Raw genomic sequence first — 20949 nt, 5'->3', positions numbered from 1 at the left:
CGCCGCAACGGCCGGCGCGCCCGCCAGGGAGGCCACCGATGAGGTTACACACACGGGTCAGTCCGTTGCTGCTCGCCGGCCTGCTGGCCGGTTGCGCAACGACGCAGCCTCCCGCCGCCCAGCACGCGGCCGAGCCGGCGCCGGGCGGCGTCGCCGCGGCCGCGGTCAGCCAACCCTGGACGCCACCGCCCCAGCCCACGGCCAGCCTGGCCGCCCGCGGCGAGCGCGTGGCGTCGGCCGCCGGGGCCACCGCCGTACCGGTCCCGGCGCCTGCACCTGCACCTGCACCTGCGCGCGCTGCGTCGCCTCAGGCGACGCACGCCGGCGCCGGCATCCCGCTGGGCGCGCCGGAACGAGCCGCGCTCGATCCGCTGCCCGACCGCGAGGAGGCCTATGCGCAGGAAGTCGCGCGCAAGTTCGACCTGCCGCTGCCCGCCGTCGAAGCTGCGCTCGCCAATGCGCGCTACAACGCCACGGTCGTGCGGCTCATGACGCCGTCCAGCGCGCCCCCGGGCGTGCGCAAGCGTAGCTGGCCCGCCTACCGGGCGCGCTTCGTCGAGCCCATCCGCATCCGCCACGGCCTCGCCTTCTGGCAGGAGAACGCGCGCGACCTGGCCGAGGCCGAACGGCGCTATGGCGTGCCGGCCTCGGTGATCGTCGCGATCATCGGGGTGGAGACCGTATACGGCAGGAACATGGGCAACTTCCGGGTGCTCGACGCGCTGTACACGCTGTCCTTCTCCTATCCAGGCACGGGCGAGCGCGACCGCAGCGAGTACTTTCGCGGCGAACTGGCCGAATTCCTCGCGGCCACCATCCGCGACGGCATCGCGCCCGAGGCCCCGCTCGGCTCCTACGCGGGGGCCATGGGCATGTCGCAATTCATGCCCAGCAGCATCCGTGATTTCGGTGTGAGCACGGGCGGGCGCGGCATGCCCGACCTCGCGAACAACCCGCGCGACGCCGTCCATTCCGTGGCGAACTACCTGGCTGCCCACGGCTGGCGCGCCGGCCAGCCGGTGTTCGCGCCGGTGCGCATGCCGGCCAATGCCAGCGCACTGGTCGACGGCGGGCTCGAGCCCAGGCGCGCGTGGGCGCAGTTGCAGCGCGACGGCGTGCAGGACGCCCGCCCGGCCATGGCCGGGCTGGTCTCGGGCGGCCTGGGCGACGACGGCACGCAGTCGTGGCAACGCTCGCCGCTGGGGGTGGTCAACCTGCCCAACGACGGCGCCGGCACCGTCGAATACCGCCTGGGCACACCCAATTTCTTCGCCATCACGCACTACAACCGCAGCTATTTCTACGCCAGCGCGGTGGCCGACCTGGCGGCAGAACTCGAACGGCGGCGCAGCAGTCTATGATGATACAATGACGTATCATTTGAGACACTATCGACATGAGCACTTCCCAACGCGCAGGTGTACTGCGCACCTTGGCCGAAGCCCTGGTGCGCGACCCTGGAGCTTCGATGGAACAGCTCGCCCAGGCGCTGGGCGTGAGCCGTGCCACCCTGCATCGCCACGTATCGTCGCGTGACGAACTCGTGCGTGAGATCACGGAAGCCGCCATGGGCGCCTGTCGCGGAGCCTTCGCCGACGTGCGCCTCGAAGAAGGCCCGGCGGACGAAGCGCTGCAACGCCTGGTGTCCACGCTCACGCCGAATGCCAGCTTCTATCTGTTCCTGCGCCACCACGCCGGGGCCGCGGTCTGCCAGCTCGAGGAAGATTGGCAGCGCGACCGCGACCGTCTCACGCAGTTCTTCCAGCGCGGCCAGGAAAACGGCACCTTTCGCATCGACGTATCGGCGAGCTGGCTGGTCGATGCCCTCGGCGCGCTCCTGCATGCCGCCGGCGAAGCGGCGCACGAGGGCCGGCTCGCGCCGGCCGAGATGAATCGCGTGGTATGCGCCGTGCTGCTCGACGGCGCGCGCCGGCGGCCGTCGAGCGCACCGTCGCCGTGCTGAGGCACCGTCGGCCTACGATGCGGGCGGCCCGCCGCTGGCTGGGCATCGCCGTGCTTGCGTTCGCACCGCTCTGGCTCGCGGCCTGCCAGGACCCGGCCCACCAGCCCGTGGTCGGCGTACAGAACCGCCTGCCCGACCTGCGCTTCAGCCTGCAAAGCGCCGACAAGCCGGTCACCGAGCGCGACGTCGCCGGCCGGATCGCGCTGGTGTTCTTCGGCTACGCCAATTGTCCCGACGTTTGCCCGACGACGATGGCGCACCTGACGCAAGTACGCCGCAGCCTGGGGCCTGCCGGCGACGATGTCCGCATCCTGTTCATCAGCGTGGACCCGCATCGCGACACCCCCGAGATGCTGGCGGCCTACGTGCGCGCCTTCGACGACGAGCAGGCGCTCGGCCTGGCGGGCACGCCGCGCCAGATCCAGGACCTCGCGCGCCGCTACCGGGTCTCGTTTCAGATCTCCGAACCCGCGAACCCGGGCGACACCAACTATGAGGTCAGCCACAGCAAGGGCGTCTTCGTGTTCGACCGCAAGGGTGCGGCGCGCTACCTGGTGACCGACATCGACGCACCCGGCAGCACGTCCGAGCTCGCCCGCGTGCTGGGCCAGTTGGCCGCGGAGACCTGATTCGTGCGTGGCCGCGGCCGGCCGTGCATGGCGGCCGTGGCGGTATCGGCCTCGCCGGCCGGCGGTGGCCCGCACCCGCGACCGCGCAGGCATTCAGACCTTGTCCAGGCGGCGCATGTGATTGTCCCAGGCGAGGCCCTCCACACGCAGCAGCGTACGGCCCGGCTGCGCCGCGTGCACGCGGCGCAGCTCGCCCTCGCCGCTGGACAGCAGGAAGTCGCCCGCGCCCCGCCCCGGCGCCACGCCGCAGCCGTCGCCGAGCGCGGTCGTGCCGAGCAGACGTCCGCTCGCCGCCTCCCAGTAGGCCACCGCCCCGCCCACCGGGCTGGAAGTCGCCACGATGGTACCGCTCCAGTCCACTGCCATCGAACCCACGTAGTTGTCCAGGCCGCGCAACACCTCGGCGCTGCCTTCATGCAGGCGCGCCTGCGCCTGGCCACGCCGGTGGCTGCCGACCAGGGCCGGCCTGTCGCCCGCCGGGCCCACGTATTGGCAACCGAACCAGACCCGGCCGTCGCCGTCGACGGCCAGATGGCGGATCGAGAGCTGGCGCAGCGCATCGCCCAGCTCCACGCGTTCCAGGATGTCGCCGTTCGACCAGTCCAGGTACACGAGCGAGGGGCGCATGGCGGCCAGGTTCAGCGCCATCTTGCCGTAGTCCGGATGGGTCTGTATCCCGCCGTTGGCGACCACGACGATCCGCGTACCCGGCAGGGCCACGACCTCGTGCGGCCCGACGCCGCCCCCGTCGAGTTCGCCCAGTCGGCGATACCCGCCGCCCGCGCTCGCGTCGTAGACGCCCAGCACGCCGCGCGCACCGTCGAAATCGTTTTCCGTGGCCAGCAGGCGCCGCCCGCCATCGACGAAGACGCCGTGGCCGAAGTAGTGCCGATCCTCGGGCAGGGGCAGCTCGGCGAGTTGGCGCCCGTGTTCGTCGAAGGCCAGCGCATAGAAGCCCGGCTGTCGGCCGAACGCGACGATGCGCCGGGTCGGCGGGTCGATGGCAAAGCTGTGGCCTCGCTCGGGCAGGGGCACGACGGCCTGGTCGCGCCCTTGCAGGTCAATGACGGCGGCCTCCTGTGCGCCGTCGCGCTGCCGGCATGCGACGTAGCGCACGGCATCGGCCTGCGGCTGCGCGGCGAGCGACGGCCGGGCCACGGCCGCCGCCAGGCCGCCCGCCCCCAACGCTTGCAGCACCCGCCTGCGCATGGGCGGGCGCGGGCGCGCGTGCCCGGCGTCAATCGCCGTCGAGCGCATTGAAACCCACCTTCACGCCGAGCGCCTCGGCCACCGGCCCCTCGAGCATGGTCTTGAGAGACTGCAGATCGGCTGCGGCCGCGGCCAGGCGCGAACGCGTACCGGCATCGGCCAGCGCCGCCGCCCAGGGCGGCTCCACCGTCTGCAGTGCATCGGCGATGCGTGCGGCCTGCTGGGGAACGCTGGCGGCCATCCAGCGCTGGACGTCCTCGAAGCGCGGCGCGAGACCCGCCGCCGCGAACAGCTCCCCGGCGCCGCGCACGCCCGCCGCCATGGCCGGCAGCGCCATGCCGCTGCGCGCCAGCGGCGCGCGCGTGGGCCGGGCGGTGTCGGCCGTCGCGCCCAGGGCCGGGACGAGCTTGGCGTCGCGTGCGAAGTGCAGGCCGCCCGAGACCGCCTTGAGCAGTTCGGCGATGACCTCCGTGTCGTCGCGATACAGATTGGCGTCGGGGCCGGGATGCGCGAACTCCTCGTGCACTTGCCCACCCGGCGACCAGGCGGCGGCGAGTTCGCGCCCGATGCCGGCCAGCGCCGTGGTCAGCGCCTGTCCGTAGCGGCAGCGGTAGTCGTCGGCGTCGGCGGGCGCCTGCGAGGCCAGACCGCCAGACTCGAGATAGAGCACCAGCTCGAGCGCCGGGATGCCCTGCACCGCCACGCTGGCCGCGGCCAGCCCGCCCGGCGCGACCAGGGCCGGGTCCTGCCGGGCGAGCGCGGCTTGCACCTGGCGCTGTGTTACGCCGCGCGGGTCCGGCCAGAAAAAGCTGCGTTCGTAGCGATTCGCCTCCACCAGCGGGCCGAAGCGCAGGAACTCGATCCGCGCCCAGCTCTGCGCCAGCGCGCCGAAGGCCGCATCCAGCCGCTCGCGGTCGGCTTCGCCCCGGCAATAGGCCGACAGCGCGTCGCCCATGGCGGGCGCAGCCTCGGCGTAGCGCTGCATCGCCGGCGCGATGTAGCCCGCGATGGCGCGCTCGCCCACCGTGTCGGCCCAGGCGGCCCCTGTCTGGCTACCCAGGACGATCAAGGCCGGCCAGACCCAGCGTATCTTCATAGCGACTCCAGGAAACGGATGAGATCGGCGCGCTCCTGCGGGGTCATGGCGACCACGCGGTCGCGTGCCGCCTGCGCCTCGCCGCCGTGCCACAGGACGGCCTCGAGCAGGGTGCGCGCGCGTCCATCGTGCAGGAAGCTCGCGCGCGGGTTGACGGTGTGGGTCAGGCCGATGCCCCAGAGCGGCGGCGTGCGCCAGTCGCGCGGGCCGGCCTCGCCCTCGGGGCGCCCATCCGAGAGCCCCTCGCCCATGTCGTGCAGCAGCATGTCGGTGTAGGGCCAGATGAGCTGGAAGGCGTGTTCCGGGCGCTCGGCATCGCGCCGGGTGACGTACTTGGGCACATGGCAGGCCGTGCAGCGCGCCTGGTAGAACAAGCGCTTGCCGTCCAGCACGCGCGCATCGTTCACGTCGCGGCGGCGCGGCACCGCCAGGTTGCTCGCATAGCTGTCGACCAGGGCCAGCGCCTCGTCCGGCACTTCGTAGGGGCCGAGATCGGCCTGCACGCCGTGCGGCATGCCACGGCACTGTTCCTGGGCTGGGGTGCAATCGCCCCAGGGCTCGGGATGCAGGCGGGTCGACAGACCCATGTCGTTGGCGAACGCATCCGCCGACTGGTGCGTGATCGTCGGCTGGCCCGCCTTCCAGCCGAAGCGTCCCACGCCCTGCGTGACCGATCCGTCGGCCTGCAGCACGGGCACCCGGTTGATGCGCCCGAGCACGCCGTCCGGGTCGTCGCGCCGATCGGCGTTGGCGCGGATGTCGTCCTCGTGGATCGCCTCCAGCAAACCCAGGCCGAGCATCGGCGGCGCCAGGCGCGGCGAGACCATCACGTCCTCGCGCATCGGCCCGTAGCCGAGGTTCTCGATGCGATACGCGGGCTTGCGCAGCATCGCTGTCTCGCCACCGGCCAGCTCGACCGGGAACTCCTCGTAGGCGATGGCGATGCTGCCTTCGGCCGCCAGGCCGGGCACCGCGAAATTCTGCAACTGCCCGCCATAGAGCGGCTCGGGCAGCGTATTGATCTCGCGGGCCTCGACGCGCCGGCGCTCGGCGTCGGTGAGCGCCGGCACCGACAGGCGCAGCAACAGGCCGACCGCCTCCTCGCGCTCCAGACCGGCGAACGATTCGGGCACGTGCGCCCGGCCGTCCTTCACATGGCAGGCCTGACAGGACCGTGCGTTGAAGAACGGCCCCAAGCCGTCGGAGGCACGGGTCGAGGACGGCGCCGCGACCCAGTCCTTGCGGAACAGGCCATTGCCCACGGCAAAGCGCTGGCGCCCCTCGAAATCCAGGTTGGCCGAGGGCTGCGAGAAGATGTCTGCGTTGACCAGCCTGTCGGTGGTGCCGGCGCCCGCCGGCATCGCTTCGAAGGATTCGGCGCGCGAGAAGTCGGTGGCCGGCGCGAGCACCTGGGCCACGCGCGCGCGTGTCGCCGCGTCCAGGTCGTGGCGGTACGACAGCGCATCGACCGCCTGCGCCGCGGCCAGCGTCGCGGACAACGCGCCGAGACAGGCCAGCGCGACGCCACGGAGGGTGCGAGAAGACATGACACAGGCGGTGCCGCCATCGGCGGCACCTCGTCGGATTACTGGAAGACGGCTTCGGGGCTGTCCAGGCTGTCGGACCCTTCGAAGTCGGCCGCGCCCAGGGCCAGCGCGCTTACCACGCGCTCGATGCTGCGCGTCTGCACCACCAGGGCATCGATGGCCGCCTGCACGAGCGCGTTGCCCTCTGCATTGCCCGAGGCGATGAGCTGATCATAGTGCTCGCCCGCGTCCGCGCGCTCGCGGATCGCCTGCAGCCTGGCGATGCTCGCGTCCAGGCGCTCGCGCATCTCGGTGTCCAGGCCGGCATCCTTCTCCTTCACCAGGTCCGACAGGCTGGGCCCGCTCACGTCCGAACCGTCGACCCGGCGATAGCTGCCTGTATAGACATTACGGATGCCGAGCTGATCGTAGTAGTGCGCGTTGTGCGTGTTGTCGGAGAAGCAGTCGTGCTCCTCCTCGGGATCGTGCAGCATCAGGCCGAGCTTCATGCGCTCGCCGGCCAGCTCGCCGTAGGACAGACTGCCCAGCCCGTGCAGCATGCCGGCCAGCGCTTCGTTGGCCGGCTTGTCCTGCACCGCGCGGCGCGCCTCGCCTCCGGGCGCCCAGTTCTGCGTCATGTCCTGCAGATCGTCGAGCAGCAGCGACGAGACGGCCTTCAGGTACTGCGCACGCCGCTCGCAGTTGCCGCCGGTGCAGTTCGCGGGGTCGAAATCGGTGGCCGGCCGATTGCCCGCGCCCGGGCCGGTACCGTTCAGGTCCTGCCCCCAGAGCAGGAATTCGATGGCGTGATAGCCGGTGGCCACGTTGGCCTCGTTGCCGCCGATCTCGTGCAGCGTGCCGCGCAGCAGCTCGGCATCGATGCGGCTGGCATCGATGGTCTTGCCGCCCACCTGCAGCTCGGGATGGGCGATCACGTTGACCACGTAGTAGTCGTTGGCGTCCGACACCGTGCCGTACGAGGCGTCGACGTAATCGATCAAGCCCTCGTCGAGCGGCCAGGCGTTCACCCCGCCCTCCCAATCGTCCACGATGGGGTTGGAGAAACGGTAGGCCTCGGTCTGCATGTAGGGCACGCGCGCGGCGATCCAGGCTGCGCGCGCGGCCGCCAGCGTCTGAGCGGACGGCTGGGCGAGCAGCGCGTCGATGGCGCGGTCCAGGGCCTGCGCCGTGACGTGGGAATCCTGATAGGCCGCGTGGGCGATGTCCGCGTAGGTTTCTACCACCGCCTGCGCATCCACCGCCGCATGCGCCTGCCATGCGCAACATCCGAGCGCCACACCCGCCAGCCACTTCTTCATGGATACCACCATCGATCGAAAAATCAAATAATGATAACCATTTTTATTCTCGACAACCAGGCACCCTCAGGACGGTTGCTCAGAGCACCGGCGAGAGCAAGGGCTGCTTGGGACGCGCCTGGAGCTGCTTGCCCTTGCGCGCACGCTTGCCCACATAGGCGTCGAGCGCGTCGCCGCTCAGGATGTCCTCGACCTCGCGATTGCGGTAGATCCCGACCACGCGCAAGCCGCCCGCGCCGATCGGCACGAGCTGGGCAATGCCCTCGCCCGCGTCCAGCCCCATGAGCTGGGTGCCGCGGCCGCCGCCGGCGAGCTGCTTCAGTTCGTCCAGGCCGAACACCAGCAGACGGCCCTTGCCCGACAGCACGGCCAGGCGCTCGGCGCCGTCGAACAGCGGCACGGGCCGCAACAGACCATCGCCGGTTTCCAGGGTGACGAACTGCTTGCCGCCGCGGCGCGTGAACATGTCGCCCAGACGGGTCGTGAAACCCAGGCCGTTGCGCGTGGCCACCAGCCAGCGGCCATCGGCCGCGCCGGCGATCATGTGATCGACCCGGCTGCCCGCCTCGAGGTCGATGAGGGTGGTGACGGGCACGCCGTCGCCGCGGGCCGACGGCAGGTTGGCCACCGGCACCGAATACACCCGGCCGTTGTCGCCGAAGGCGACCAGGTTGTCGACCGTGCGGCACTCGAAGGCGCCGTAGAGGTCGTCGCCCGCCTTGAAGCTGAACATCGCGCGGTCGTGCTCGTGGCCCTGGCGCGCGCGCAGCCAGCCCTTCTGCGAGACGATCACCGTGACCGGCTCGTCCACCACCTTCACCTGCAGCACCGCGCGCTCGGCCTCTTCGATCAAGGTGCGGCGATCGTCGCCGTACTTCTTCGCGTCGGCTTCCATCTCCCTGGTGATCAGCCGGCGCATGCTGCCCGGGTTCTCGAGGAGTTCCTCGAGCTCGGTCTGTTTGCCGCGCAGCTCCTTCAGTTCCTGCTCGATCTTGAACGCTTCCAAGCGCGCCAACTGGCGCAGGCGCATCTCGAGGATGTCCTCGGCCTGGCGCTCGGAGAGCTTGAAGGCCTGCATGAGCGCGGGCTTGGGCTCGTCGGATTCGCGGATGGTGCGGATCACCTCGTCCACGTTGAGATACACCACCATGCGCCCTTCGAGCACATGGATGCGGTCGAGCACCTTGTCCAGGCGGTGGCGCGAGCGCCGCGTCACGGTGGCGAAGCGGAAATCCAGCCACTCGGTGAAAATCTCGCGCAGGGGTTTCTGGCGCGGCCGGCCGTCGTTGCCGACCATCACCAGGTTGACGCTGGCGTTGGTCTCGAGCGAGGTATGGGCGAGCAGCACCGTCACCAGCTCGTCGCGGTCCACCTTGGAGGTCTTGGGCTCGAACACCAGGCGTACCGCGGCATCCTTGCCGGATTCGTCGCGCACGGCGTCGAGCAGCGCGAGCAGGCGCGCCTTGTTCTGCTGCTGCTCGGCGGTGAGCGCCTTCTTGCCCGGCCGCACCGTCGGGTTGGTCAGGCTCTCGATTTCTTCGAGCACGCGCTGGCCCGAGGTGCCGGGCGGCAGCTCGGTGACCACCAGTTGCCACTGCCCGCGCGCCATTTCCTCGAAGCTCCAGCGCGCGCGCACCTTGAGCGAGCCGCGTCCCGTGCGGTAGATCTGGGCGATGTCGGCCGCCGGCGTGATGACCTGCCCGCCGCCCGGGTAGTCCGGGCCCGGCATCAGCGCGAGCAGCTCGTCGTCGGACAGGCCGGGTTTCTTGAGCAGCGCGACGGCCGCGCGGGTGACCTCGCGCAGGTTGTGCGAGGGAATCTCGGTGGCCATGCCCACCGCGATGCCCGACGCGCCGTTGAGCAGCACCATGGGCAGGCGCGCCGGCAACTGCTTCGGCTCCTTCTGCGAGCCGTCGTAGTTGGGCATGAAATCGACCGTGCCTTCGTCGAGCTCGTCGAGCAGCAACTGGGCGATGGGCGTCAGGCGGGCTTCCGTATAGCGCATGGCCGCCGCGTTGTCGCCGTCGCGCGAGCCGAAGTTGCCCTGTCCGTCGATGAGCGGATAGCGCAGCGAGAAGGCCTGCGCCATGCGCACCAGCGCGTCGTAGGCCGCCTGGTCTCCATGCGGGTGGTACTTGCCGAGCACGTCGCCGACCACCCGGGCGGACTTCACCGGCTTGGCGCCGGCCGTCAGGTTCATCGCCTGCATGGCGTAGAGGATGCGCCGCTGCACCGGCTTCTGGCCGTCCGAGAGGTCGGGCAGCGCGCGGCCCTTCACCACCGAGACGGCGTAATCGAGATAGGCCCGCTCGGCGTACTGCGCGAGCGTGATGCCCTCGCCCGCGTCGTCCGCGGGCTCGAACAGGCCGGGTTGATCCGAATCGGACATGGATGATTCCTATACGTTCTTGCGCAAGCGGCTCCAGGCCAGAAAGCGCGTGAAGAATTCAGGCACGCACACGCACAGCAGTACGGCGACCGCGACATTGACCAGCGCGGTCAGGCCGTAGAGCCCGGGCAGCGTGACACCGGCGCCCAGCAGCGCCATCGCGGCAAGCGCGGAGGCGACCATGAACAGGGCGTTGAGGATGTTGTTGGCGGCGATGATGCGGGCCCGGTGGGTGGGCCGGCAGCGGCTCTGGATGTAGGCATACAGCGGCACGCTGTAGATGCCCGCGAAGAGCGAGAGCAGCCAGAGATCGGCCAGGATGCGCCAGCTCGCGCCGGCGGCGAGGAACTCGCCCAGCGTGCGCAGATGGCCGGGGTCGGCGATCCCCTGGCTGGCGAAGTAGAGATCGCCCGCGAACAGCGTCATGCCGATCGCCCCGACGGGCACCAGCCCCAGCTCGACACGGCCGCCCGAGAGCCGCTCGCACAGCAGCGCGCCCGCGCCGATGCCGATCGAGAACATGGTGAGCAACAGCGTGAGCACGCCCTGGTCGGCGTACAGCACGCCGCGCGCATAGCCGAAGAACGAGGCGAGGAAGGTGGCGCCGAGGAACCAGAGCCAGGAGATGGCGATCATGGCCACGAGCACCGCACGCTCCTCGGCCGCCATGACGAGGTTGCGCCAGGTCTCCGTGAACGGGTTCCAGTTGATGCGCAGGCCGGGCTCGGGCGCCGGCGTGGCCGGAATGCGCCGCGAGGCGAGCAGCCCCAGGCCCGCCACGACCAGGCAGACCGCGGCGATCCAGCCGCTGCGATCGGCAGCCACGCGCGCAAGCTCGCCGCCGGCGATGGTGCCCGCCAGGATCGCCACGAAGGTCGCCATCTGCACCAGCGCGTTGCCGCCGATCAGCTCTTCCGGCGCCAGGTGCTGCGGCAGATAGGCGTACTTGGCCGGACCGAACAGCGTGGAGTGCAGCCCCATCAGGAACGTGACGAGATAGAGCGCATGCACGTCGTAGCGCAGAAAGCCGTACGCGCCGACCAGCATGATCGCCACCTCCAGCCGCTTGACCAGACGCATGATGAAGGCGCGATCGTACTTGTCGGCGAGCTGGCCGCTGGTCGCGGAAAACAGCAGGAAGGGCAGGATGAAGATCGCCGAGATCAGGAACGCGACCGTGTCCGGATCGACGCCGCCGAACCGCGCCGCCTGGTAGGTGACCAGCGACGTGAAGGCGATCTTGAAGAGGTTGTCGTTGAGCGCGCCCGACAACTGCGTCAGGAAGAACGGCGCGTAGCGGCGCTCGCGCAGCAGCGCGAACTGGCTCGGGCGGCCAGGCTGACCGGCTTGCGGCTCGCCCATGGTCAGATGTCCACCTCGGCCAGGTCGCCCTTTTCCTCCAGCCAGGAACGCCGCTGCGAGGCCTCGCCCTTGCCCATCAGCATCTCGAACATGCGCGTGGTGCCCTCGGCGCCGGTCTCGCCCAGTTGCACCGGCAGCAAACGCCGGGTGTCCGGGTTCATGGTGGTCTCCCAGAGCTGCTCGGGGCTCATTTCGCCCAGGCCCTTGAAGCGGCTGATGCTCCAGGCGCCGTCGCGCACGCCTTCCTTGCGCAACCGGTCCTCGGTGGCTTCGAGTTCGCCCTCGTCCAGGCAGTAGATCTTGCGCGCCGGGCGCTTGCCCTGCGCGGGCACATCGACCCGGAACAGCGGCGGGCGCGCGACGAACACGTTGCCCGCCTCGATGAGCCTGGGAAAGTGGCGATAGAACAGCGTGAGCAGCAGCACCTGGATATGCGAGCCGTCGACGTCCGCATCCGACAGGATGCAGATGCGGCCATAGCGCAGACCCGAGAGGTCCGGGTTGTCGCGCGGCCCGTGCGGATCGACGCCGATGGCTACGGCGATGTCATGGATCTCGTTATTGGCGAACAGGCGATCGCGCTCGACCTCCCAGGCGTTGAGCACCTTGCCGCGCAGCGGCAGGATGGCCTGGAACTCCTTGTCGCGGCCCATCTTGGCCGAGCCGCCCGCCGAGTCGCCCTCGACCAGGAAGACCTCGGTGCGCGACACATCGCTGCTCTCGCAATCGGTGAGCTTGCCGGGCAGCACGGCCACGCCGGAGCTCTTGCGCTTCTCCACCTTCTGCGCGGAGCGCGCGCGCGCCTGGGCCTGGCGGATGACCAGCTCGGCGAGTTTCTTCGCGTGTTCGACGTTGGCGTTCAGCCAGAGATCCATGGCGGGCTTGACGAAGCCGCTCACCAGACGCACGGCGTCGCGGCTGTTGAGCTTCTCCTTGATCTGGCCCTGGAACTGCGGATCGAGCACCTTGGCCGAGAGTACGAAGCTCGCGCGGGCGAACACGTCCTCGGGCAGCAGCTTCACACCCTTGGGCATGAGATTGTGCAGCTCGATGAAGGTCTTGACCGCATTGAAGAGCCCGTCGCGCAGGCCGGCCTCGTGCGTGCCGCCCGCCGGTGTGGGAATCAGGTTGACGTAGGATTCACGCACCACCGTGCCGTCGGCGGCCCAGGTGATCACCCATTGGGCGCCCTCGCCTTCGGAGAAGTTTTCGTGGTCGCGCCCGGCATACTGCTCGCCCTCGGTGAGCGGCACCAGCAGCTCGACGCCGGCCAGCGCCTCGCCGAGATAGCCGCGCAGGCCGTCGGCGTAGAGCCATTCCTGCTTCTGGCCGCCGGCCTTCTCGTTGATGAACGTGACCTTGACGCCCGGCAGCAGCACCGCCTTGCTGCGCAGCAGGCGCACCAAGTCCGGCACCGGCAGCGCCGGGCTGTCGAAGTACTTGGCATTGGGCCAGCAGCGCACGCGCGTGCCGGATTTCTTGCGCGGCGCGTTCTGCACCGGCGCGAGCGGCTGCACCACCTCGCCGTCGGCGAACACCATGCCGGAGACACCGCCGTCGCGCCACACCGTGACCTCCAGCCGCGACGAGAGCGCATTGGTGACCGACACGCCCACGCCGTGCAGGCCACCGGAGAACGCATACGCGCCGCCGCCCTGCTTGTCGAACTTGCCGCCCGCGTGCAGGCGGGTGAAGACCAGCTCGACCACCGGCGCGTTTTCCTCGGGGTGCAGGCCGACCGGGATGCCGCGCCCGTCGTCCTCGACGGTGACGCTGGCGTCGGCGTGCAGCGTGACCTGGATGTGCCTGCCGTGGCCGGCCAGGGCCTCGTCGGCGGCGTTGTCGATCACCTCCTGCACGATGTGCAGGGGGTTCTCGGTGCGGGTGTACATGCCGGGGCGTTGGCGCACCGGCTCCAGGCCCTTCAGGACCCGGATCGACTCTTCGGAATAGCGAGTGGCCATGTTTCGCGTCTGCGCGGGTGGCAAAGGCGCCATTGTACGCAGGGCCGAACACGGCAGGCGGGCTGCGTGTGTGTTGTCCTGCGCGCTACGCCGCCAGGCCTGCCTGGCGGCGTCAGGCCAGCCCGCACAGGGCCAGCAGGTTTTCCCAGGTGAGGATGATGTCGGGGTCGGTATAACCCCAGAGCCCCAGGCCGAGAACGGCAGCCAGGGCGATGTAGCCGGCCCAGCGCCAGCGGCGGGACAGACGCAGCGTATCGTCGTTCATGGCGGAAAGCGCGTGAATGGGACAGAGGCACGGGCGGGCGGCGCCGCGCCGGCCGCCCTCAGACGGTGGCGAGCCGCGGGTGCAGCCCTCAGACGGCAGCGGGCCGCATCTGCAGCCCTCAGGCAGCGGCGGGCTGCACCCGCGGCTGCTCGCGCACCGGCATGCACAACGCGCCGGCAACGAGAGCGAGCGCCGCTCCCAGCCACCATACCACGTCGTAGGAACCGGTCGCCACGTAGAGCCGGCCGCCCAGCCACACGCCCAGGAAGCTGCCGACCTGGTGCCCCAGGAACACCATGCCCGACAGCGTGGCGGCAAAGCGCAGGCCGAACATGTCGCCGATCAGGCCCTGGGTGAGCGGCACCGTGCCCAGCCAGAACAAGCCCATCCAGGCGGCGAACACGTACAGCGTCAGCGGCGTGAGCGGGACCGACAGCAGGAACAGGATGCCGAGGCCGCGCGCCCAGTAGGTCCAGGCGAGCAGCCGCTTCTTGCTGTAGCGTCCGCCCAGCTTGCCGGCCCAGAACGAGCCGAAGGTATTGAACAGCCCCACCAGGGCAATGGCGAATGCGCCGTTGGCCCCGCTCAGCCCGCGATCGACCACGTACGCCGGCAGGTGCAGCGTGATGAAAGCCGTGTGAAAACCGCAGACCGCGTAGCTCCAGAACAGGAAATGGTAGGAGCGGTCGCGCAGCGCGCCACGCACCGCCTGGCCCATGGACAGCTCGCGCACGTCGGCGGCGGCGGTCGGCCTGCCGCGCAGGAAATACGCGAGCGGCAGGCACATCGCGACCAGCATGGACAGCGCCCAGAGCGCGCCCGACCAATCGAAGGTACCGATCAGGAACTGGCCGGTGGGCACGATCAGGAACTGCCCCAGCGAGCCGCCGGCGCTGGCGATGCCCATGGCCGTGCTGCGCGAAGCCGGCGGCACGGCGCGCGCGACCACCGGCAGGATCACGGCGAAGGTCGTGCCGGCCTGGCCGATGCCGATCAGCACGCCCGCCGTGAGATAGAGCTGCCATTCGGTGCTCGAGAAGCGCAGGCCGAGCAGCCCGGCGGCATAGCATGCGATGGCGACCGCAATGGCGCGCCCGGCGCCGTAGCGGTCGGCGACCGTGCCCATCACGATGGCGAACACGCCCCACACGATGTTCTGGATCGCGAACGCCATCGAGAACACGTCGCGCCCCCAGCCATGCGCCAGGCCCAGCGGCTGCATGAACAGCCCGAAGGTGGCGCGAATGCCCATCGCGAAGACGACGATGATCGTGCCGAGGATGAGCGTACGCATGGCGCTGCGCAGCGTGGCGGGCGCCGTGGCCGGGGGGGAGGAAGTCATGCTGGGGAACCTTGGCCGCGGGCCGGGTCTCATTGTTCTCGTAGGTCCCGCGATGATACTCCCCTTTGCCTGACGGTACCGGCAAGGGCATACCGCTTGCTGAACCTTACGGCCCCGCTCGCCGAGCGGCCTCGCACCCACAGGAAGGAGATGCTCCATGCTCACCGCCGAAGAACAGAAAGCCTTGCGCCTCTTGCATGAAGGGCGGCTGCCTGCCGACGACGAACGCCTGGCCAAGCTGCTGCAGGGCAGGTACATCGTGCGCAAGGACGGCCGCTTCCACATCACGGACAGCGGCCTGACCGAGCTCGGCCTGGCGCGCGGCTTCGGCGACGCCATCGCCGACGCGATCCTGCCCGGCGCCGGCACGAACGACAGCGTCAGCCGCAGGAAGTGATGGCCCGCGCGCGGCGGCGCAAGAAGTTGGCCGCCGGCGCGGCCCAGCCTTGCGCCCCGAGCTTGGCGCACGCCCGGAATTTACTGTATAAAACAACAGTCAATTCCGAGCAGAACACCGCCATGGATACCTACACCATCCGTCTCGAAGATTTTCCCGATATCTCCGACAAGCATCGCACCGAAGCCGAGTCGCGCTTTCGGCGCACGCTCGAACGCGCCTTGGGCGGGGGCGCCGAAGTCGTACCGGCCTACAAGGCCTGGCAGGCCGCCGAGGAGACCGGCGAACACGAGTTGTCCACCGACGACGTCGCCTTGGCCAAACGGTGGCTGGCGGCCGCCAGCCGGGCTCGCAACGACGGCTTCAACGGCCTGGGCGAGGCGCCCGAAGCGTATTTCGAGGTCAAGCTGGCCCGGTAGCCGCCCGCGGCAGCAGCACCCGGGCGGCTTCCAGCGGCCCGGGTCACTGCCTCGTACGCAGCCACAGTGGCGCGGCATCAGGCGACGGCGCTCAGGTGCTCGTACAGGATGATCGCGCCAATGCCGATTAGCGCCGCGCCGCCCAGCATCTCGGCGCGCTTGCCCACCAGCGCGCCGAGCATGCGGCCCACCATGACACCCAGCGTCACCATGAGCAGGGTCGCCATGCCGATGGCCGAGGCAGTAACGAGAATGTTGTTGTCGATGAAGGCCAGGGTCACGCCCACAGCCATGGCGTCGATGCTGGTGGCGAACCCGGTCGCTGCCAGCAGCCAGAACGAGTGCCGCGTACGTACGGGCGCTTCCGCCTGGTCCGTTTTGTAGCCGTTGTGCATCATGTGCAGGCCAAGCACGGTCAGCATACAGAAAGCGATCCAGTGATCCCAGGCCGCGACATAGGGCGCGGCCACCGAACCCAGCGCCCAGCCGATCAGCGGCGTGATCGCCTCGATGGCGCCAAAGATGACACCCGTGCGCAGGGCTTCGGAGAACTTGGGCCGGCTAAGGCTCGCACCCTTGCTCACGGCGGCAGCAAAGGCATCGGTGGACATCGCGAAAGCGATCACCAGGGTGGACAGCCAGGTCATGGAGGGGAAAGCTCCGGCCGGGCAGACGCAAAGGCATTCCCGCGCCCGGCCTTCCCGCGAAAACGCCCCTGGTCTCGCCATGCCATACAGGCCGCTTGCGCCATGGCCTTGGCGGCCAAGAGTGTTGACGCAAGCCTCCCGGCGCGGGGCCGGAAGCAGGCTACTCCCCAAAAGGAAGGCGAATTCTAGCAGGAGTCCGGCGACAAAATACCCTGCTTCGGGCAGGGCTTGCCATCGGGTGTCCAGGTGTGCGCGGCGGCTGCCTCGGGCAGCCTTGTTTCTTCTTTACGCCCAGGACCGGCTCAGTCGCACCGCTGGCACCAGTACATGCCGGTGCGCATCGTGAAGGAGCCGTCCTCCTCGTAGGCCAGAGCCGCGCTCACCTCGCTCGATGCGCCCTGCTGCAAGGTGCGGATCATCGAAACGTTGGCCATGGGCGTGCGTATACGCTGGACCCACGACGCAAACTCCAGGCGCACCGGCCAGCTCTGCTCGTCGAGCACCGCGTAGCCCGCATCCGCCAGCATCGCGCGCCATTCCCGGTCGCTGTAGTCGCGCACGTGCGAGGTGTCGCGCAGCAGCTCCAGGGTCTGGAAATGGGTGTCCACCAGCGGATCGGCCGGCCCGATCACGTCGATCATGAGCAGGTAGCCTCCCGGCGCGGTGACGCGGTGCGCCTCGCGCAGCGCGGCCGGCACGTCGCGCCAGTGATGGGCGCTGTAGCGACTTGCCACGAAGGAGAAGGCCGCCGCCTGGAACGGCAGCGATTCGGCATGGGTCTGCGCCGTCTCCACTTGCGCGAGGCCCCGGGCATGGGCGGCCTGCGCCACCGTGGCCAACATGCTCGCCGAGGGATCGGCGGCCACCATACGCACGACGGCCGGCGCCAACGCGAAGCTCAGGTGGCCGGCGCCACAGCCCAGATCGAGGCCGGCGGACTGCCCGGACAAGGTCCGGGCAACGCGTTCGTGCGCTGCGCGCAGGTCCGGCCCCTGCGCGTGCACGGCACTGTTCAGGTAGGCCTGGGCTTGAGGATCGAACTGGCGATGGACGGATTCTTCGTGTGTGGTCATGTACATCTCTCGAAACGAGCCAGCGGACGACGCTGGCGATACCGCACCATAGACCTGCGCTCAACATGGTACAAGGCACCAACTTATCCCGGTATAAGATCCAATACCATGAGTCTCGAACCCTCGATCCCGGACGACACCCTGGGCGCCTTCGTGCGCGCCCTGCGCGAGCGCGCCGTGCCCGCCGAATTCGGCATTGCCGCCGGTCGGCGGCGCCGCGTGCAGGGACTGCGGCGCGAAGAAGCGGCGGCGCTGTGCGGCATCAGCCCGACCTGGTACACCTGGATCGAGCAAGGCCGGGCCGGCCCGGTATCCGCGCGCACGTTGGCCGAGATCGCCACCGGCTTGCGGCTCACCCCGGCGGAACGCGCCTATCTGTTTCGCCTGGGCGGCCGGCTCGACACGGCACCGCATCCGGACGACGCCGGGCCGCCCGCCTCGCTGTCCGGGCTCGTGCATGCCGTGAATTGCCCCGCCTATGTGCTGGACAGCATCTGGGACGTGCGCGCCGCCAACGCGCCCGCGGTAGCGCTTTTCGGCGACTGGATCGCCATGCAGGCCGGCCGCGGGCCCAACCTACTGCGCTACGTATTCCTGGACCGCGACGCGCCGCAACGCATCGCGGACTGGGAAACCCGGGCGCGCCGCATCGTGGCCGAGTTCCGCGCCGACAGCGCCGGCCAGGCGCGCGATCCGGAGCACCACGCCGTGGTGGAGGAACTGGCGGCCGCGAGCGCGACCTTCGCCGAGGCGTGGCGAGCGCACGAAGTGCTCGCGCGCGAAGGCGGCCGGCGCGCCTTTCGCCACCCGCGGCAGGGCCTGGTCGACTATTGGCAGTTCACGCTGCGCGTAGCCCAGCAGCCGGCGCTCAAGCTGGTCGTGCTGCAACCGACAGGCGTGGACCCCGCCGCGCACGAGACGCTACGGGACAGGGGCTGACGAGCAGAGCGTGACTTGCCGCAGCGCTGCGGCCCGCCCCGACCCGCTCTGCAGGATCTCTTCACGCTTGGTCACGCGGATGCAGCGAACCCACCGCGTCGAACAGGCCGCGGATCAGCTCCGCCCGCATGCCCCGCGTGATGAAGACCAGACGGGTCCGCCGGTCCGGGCCGGGCCAGCGGTCCAACCGCACAGGAGGATGGACGATGTGCTGCACCGCCTGCACGACCACGGGGTCCCCGTCCACATTGACGATGCCTTTGACGCGAAACAGGTCCGGCCCCCGCAGCGCAATCAACGCCTCCATGGACGTCCCGAATGCGGACCAGTTGAACGGCTGCTCGAACGTCAGGGCAAGTGTGCGAATGCTGCTGTCATGCCTGGCGCCGGGCAAACGCCCTCCCAGGTAGGCACCATCGAGGTTGGTCTGCTGCGTATCCCCGAGGTCAAGGCCGCCACCCAGGAAGCGCAGGGTCTGGGCTCCGGCACGAGCGCTGCCCAGCCCCAGGCCCGTCAGCTCGGACGGATCCAGGTCTCCCATGCAACTGCGACGCACCGCCGCGCTCGCGTTGATCGTGCGTACGCCGTCGAGTAGCGGCCCGACGGCGTCCGAGCCGGCCAGGTCTTCCTTGGTCAGCACGATCAGGTCGGCCAGCGCGATCTGCTTGCGGCATTCAGCGCTGGTACTCAGTTGCCGGGCGCCGTTGACGGTGTCGACCAGCGTTACCACACCGTCCAGCCGATAGTGGGTGCTCAGCATCGTGTCGGTGGCCAGGGTCTGCACCGCCGGCGCCGGGTCGGCCAAGCCGGAGGTCTCGATGATGACGCGATCGAAGTCGGCGATCCGCCCGGCGCGCCGCTGACCGAACAACTGGCGCAGCGTATCCTGCAAATCGGTGCGTACCACACAGCACAAGCAGCCATTCGCGAGCAGGCTGACGTTCTCGGAAGACATCGAGACCAGATCGTGGTCGATGCCGATCTCGCCAACTTCGTTGATGACCACCGCGACACGATTCATGCCGGGATGGGTGAGCAGGCGGGCGATCAGCGTGGTCTTGCCGCTGCCGAGAAACCCTGTGACCAGGGTGACGGGGAGCTTGCCGGCCAGCGGATCGCGCACGAAGGGCCCTGGGCCGGCCGGCGTCATAGGTTCATCTCGAGAATGTATAGACCACCGCCGAAGCGATCGACCGTGTAGACGATGCGCCGCTCGTCGACGAACACGTCGTTGAGCTGGATCGAGCCGGCCGGCGACAACCTGGGCGCCCCAGGCACGTAGTAGGCCACCTCTTCGACGCGGTATGGATCGGTGGTGTCGTAGACCCGCACGCCGCCGTTGAAGAAGGTACCGACGATGAGGGTCTCCGACTGGAACGACATGGGCAGCGGCAGGTTCTCGTGCACGTTGTGCGCGCCGAAGCGCCCGCCACGGCGCGAGAACGCCTCGAGCGGCGGCATCGGGAAGGTCGAAATCGGGATCGGGTTGGCCTCCGAGCGCGCGTCGAGCATCCACACCAGCTTGGGCCAATCCTTGCCATCGTCCTGCACGCACTCGTCGGTCACCACCCACAGGTTGCGTTCGAAGAGCGGCAGTACCGTATGCGTGAACCCGTTGAACGGCGGCGAATGATTCCAGTGCGACACCACGCGGATGTCCGATACGTCGGAGATATCCAGCACCACGGCGCCGCCGTCGATGTAGCCGACGTAGGCGCGGTCCGGCCGCTGCGGGTAGACGTTGGTGTTGTGCGCGCGAAAGCCGCGGTCGAACGGCGCCGGCAGGCGCGGCGGCGGCGGCGCGGCGTCGCCCACGCGGGTACCCGGCAGCCACCAGCGCCCGGCCTCGACGGGGCGGGCCGGGTCGCTGACGTCGACGATGCGGTAGAGCTGGTCGTCGCGGGGGTCGTGCGGCTGAAAATCGGGCGCGCCGGAGGCCATGTGCACGGTCTTGCCGTCGACGAACCACAGGCAGTGCACGCCGCGCGACCACGGCCCGGAACAATCGAAATGCGAGACCAGCCGCGGCTCTTCGGGGCGGCTGATGTCGAACAGATCGAAGCCCGCGGGCTGCATGCCGGGCTGGTTGACCTGGTAGGCCACCGCCATCAGGTTGCCCGAGACGTCCAGCGAGTTCGACCGCACCTTCATGTGCGGCAGCTCGGTCTGCACCACCAGCCGCGGCGCGCGCGGATCGGTCACGTCCACGCCGGTGAAGTTCTTGGGCGCCGACTCGTGCGCGAGCCAGAGAATGCGCCGGCCATCATCGGCGAGCTGCATCGCGATCCCCTCGCCCAGCCCGCCGAAGCCGGCGAGCTCGTGATGCGCGAGCAGGGTCATGTTGTGCGCCAGCGTCTGGTCGGCGCGGCCCGCGGGGTGGCTTGGAGTCAGGAGAGACATCGTTAGGCTT

At 69.7% G+C, this 20949-nt stretch carries 18 protein-coding genes, 1 pseudogene and 1 riboswitch; of the genes and pseudogenes, 6 read left to right on the top strand and 13 right to left on the bottom strand.

Going from position 1 to position 20949, the window contains the following annotated elements; translation table 11 throughout:
- Positions 1-38: 38 nt before the first annotated feature.
- From mltB to FOZ76_RS20385, 3 genes are read left to right on the top strand one after another with little or no spacing between them, the layout of a single operon-like run.
- The gene (gene mltB / locus FOZ76_RS20395) at positions 39-1361 is read left to right on the top strand and encodes a lytic murein transglycosylase B (protein ID WP_170235557.1); all 1323 of its coding nucleotides are present in this window, start codon (positions 39-41) and stop codon (positions 1359-1361) included.
- A gap of 35 nt (positions 1362-1396) precedes the next feature.
- Positions 1397-1963: a TetR/AcrR family transcriptional regulator gene (locus FOZ76_RS20390; protein WP_143950112.1), complete on the top strand. Its 567-nt coding sequence runs from the start codon at positions 1397-1399 to the stop codon at positions 1961-1963.
- 17 nt (positions 1964-1980) lie between these two features.
- Positions 1981-2592, top strand: a complete 612-nt coding sequence (locus tag FOZ76_RS20385; RefSeq protein WP_143950111.1) for an SCO family protein — start codon at positions 1981-1983, stop codon at positions 2590-2592.
- Between the two features lie 93 nt (positions 2593-2685).
- Here FOZ76_RS20385 and FOZ76_RS20380 read toward each other — a convergent pair whose 3' ends face one another.
- From FOZ76_RS20380 to FOZ76_RS20345, 9 genes and pseudogenes are all read right to left on the bottom strand, one after another.
- Entirely contained in the window at positions 2686-3849 is a 1164-nt protein-coding gene (locus FOZ76_RS20380; RefSeq protein WP_425473324.1) for a DUF1513 domain-containing protein, read from the bottom strand.
- The gene (locus FOZ76_RS20375) at positions 3830-4897 is read right to left on the bottom strand and encodes an imelysin family protein (RefSeq protein WP_143950110.1); all 1068 of its coding nucleotides are present in this window, start codon (positions 4895-4897) and stop codon (positions 3830-3832) included. The genes FOZ76_RS20380 and FOZ76_RS20375 overlap by 20 nt, the downstream gene beginning before the upstream one ends.
- Positions 4894-6444 (bottom strand): di-heme oxidoreductase family protein, encoded by a 1551-nt coding sequence (locus FOZ76_RS20370; RefSeq protein ID WP_143950109.1) that lies wholly within the window; start codon positions 6442-6444, stop codon positions 4894-4896. The genes FOZ76_RS20375 and FOZ76_RS20370 overlap by 4 nt, the downstream gene beginning before the upstream one ends.
- Positions 6445-6482: 38 nt before the next feature.
- Positions 6483-7742 (bottom strand): imelysin family protein, encoded by a 1260-nt coding sequence (locus tag FOZ76_RS20365; protein WP_170235556.1) that lies wholly within the window; start codon positions 7740-7742, stop codon positions 6483-6485.
- A gap of 79 nt (positions 7743-7821) precedes the next feature.
- A complete protein-coding gene (gene parC / locus FOZ76_RS20360; RefSeq protein ID WP_143950107.1) occupies positions 7822-10131 on the bottom strand; it encodes a DNA topoisomerase IV subunit A in 2310 nt (769 codons plus the stop codon).
- Positions 10132-10164: 33 nt separating this feature from the next.
- Positions 10165-11493: pseudogene (locus FOZ76_RS20355) on the bottom strand (MFS transporter); the annotation flags it as partial.
- 2 nt (positions 11494-11495) lie between these two features.
- Positions 11496-13457, bottom strand: a complete 1962-nt coding sequence (gene parE / locus FOZ76_RS20350) for a DNA topoisomerase IV subunit B (protein WP_143950105.1) — start codon at positions 13455-13457, stop codon at positions 11496-11498.
- A 112-nt stretch (positions 13458-13569) separates the two neighbouring features.
- A complete protein-coding gene (locus FOZ76_RS27585; protein ID WP_170235539.1) occupies positions 13570-13722 on the bottom strand; it encodes a hypothetical protein in 153 nt (50 codons plus the stop codon).
- Between the two features lie 118 nt (positions 13723-13840).
- Positions 13841-15064, bottom strand: a complete 1224-nt coding sequence (locus FOZ76_RS20345; RefSeq protein WP_246129666.1) for an MFS transporter — start codon at positions 15062-15064, stop codon at positions 13841-13843.
- A gap of 157 nt (positions 15065-15221) precedes the next feature.
- Here FOZ76_RS20345 and FOZ76_RS20340 point away from each other — a divergent pair, with 157 nt between their 5' ends.
- Both FOZ76_RS20340 and FOZ76_RS20335 read left to right on the top strand, forming a co-directional pair.
- Entirely contained in the window at positions 15222-15461 is a 240-nt protein-coding gene (locus FOZ76_RS20340) for a hypothetical protein (RefSeq protein WP_143950104.1), read from the top strand.
- Positions 15462-15583: 122 nt separating this feature from the next.
- Positions 15584-15880, top strand: a complete 297-nt coding sequence (locus tag FOZ76_RS20335; RefSeq protein WP_143950103.1) for a hypothetical protein — start codon at positions 15584-15586, stop codon at positions 15878-15880.
- 77 nt (positions 15881-15957) lie between these two features.
- Here the strand turns inward: FOZ76_RS20335 and mntP are convergent, their stop codons facing one another.
- Positions 15958-16527, bottom strand: a complete 570-nt coding sequence (mntP, locus tag FOZ76_RS20330; RefSeq protein WP_143950102.1) for a manganese efflux pump MntP — start codon at positions 16525-16527, stop codon at positions 15958-15960.
- 8 nt (positions 16528-16535) lie between these two features.
- Positions 16536-16702, bottom strand: a riboswitch (yybP-ykoY riboswitch).
- Positions 16703-16829: 127 nt separating this feature from the next.
- Positions 16830-17600 (bottom strand): class I SAM-dependent methyltransferase, encoded by a 771-nt coding sequence (locus tag FOZ76_RS20325; protein ID WP_143950101.1) that lies wholly within the window; start codon positions 17598-17600, stop codon positions 16830-16832.
- Positions 17601-17708: 108 nt separating this feature from the next.
- Between FOZ76_RS20325 and FOZ76_RS20320 the strand changes: the two genes are divergently transcribed.
- On the top strand, positions 17709-18539 hold the full coding sequence (locus tag FOZ76_RS20320) for a helix-turn-helix transcriptional regulator (RefSeq protein WP_143950100.1): 831 nt from the start codon (positions 17709-17711) through the stop codon (positions 18537-18539).
- Positions 18540-18600: 61 nt separating this feature from the next.
- Here the strand turns inward: FOZ76_RS20320 and FOZ76_RS20315 are convergent, their stop codons facing one another.
- Positions 18601-19689: a CobW family GTP-binding protein gene (locus FOZ76_RS20315; protein ID WP_143950099.1), complete on the bottom strand. Its 1089-nt coding sequence runs from the start codon at positions 19687-19689 to the stop codon at positions 18601-18603.
- A complete protein-coding gene (locus FOZ76_RS20310; RefSeq protein WP_211366349.1) occupies positions 19686-20939 on the bottom strand; it encodes an LVIVD repeat-containing protein in 1254 nt (417 codons plus the stop codon). Before FOZ76_RS20310 ends, FOZ76_RS20315 begins: the two co-directional genes overlap by 4 nt.
- Positions 20940-20949 lie beyond the last annotated feature (10 nt).

The organism is Verticiella sediminum (genome assembly GCF_007558815.1).
Taxonomy (GTDB): domain Bacteria; phylum Pseudomonadota; class Gammaproteobacteria; order Burkholderiales; family Burkholderiaceae_B; genus Verticiella; species Verticiella sediminum.
The sequence above is the reverse complement of the archived record's forward strand: the minus strand, read 5'-3'. Positions and strand labels throughout refer to the sequence as shown.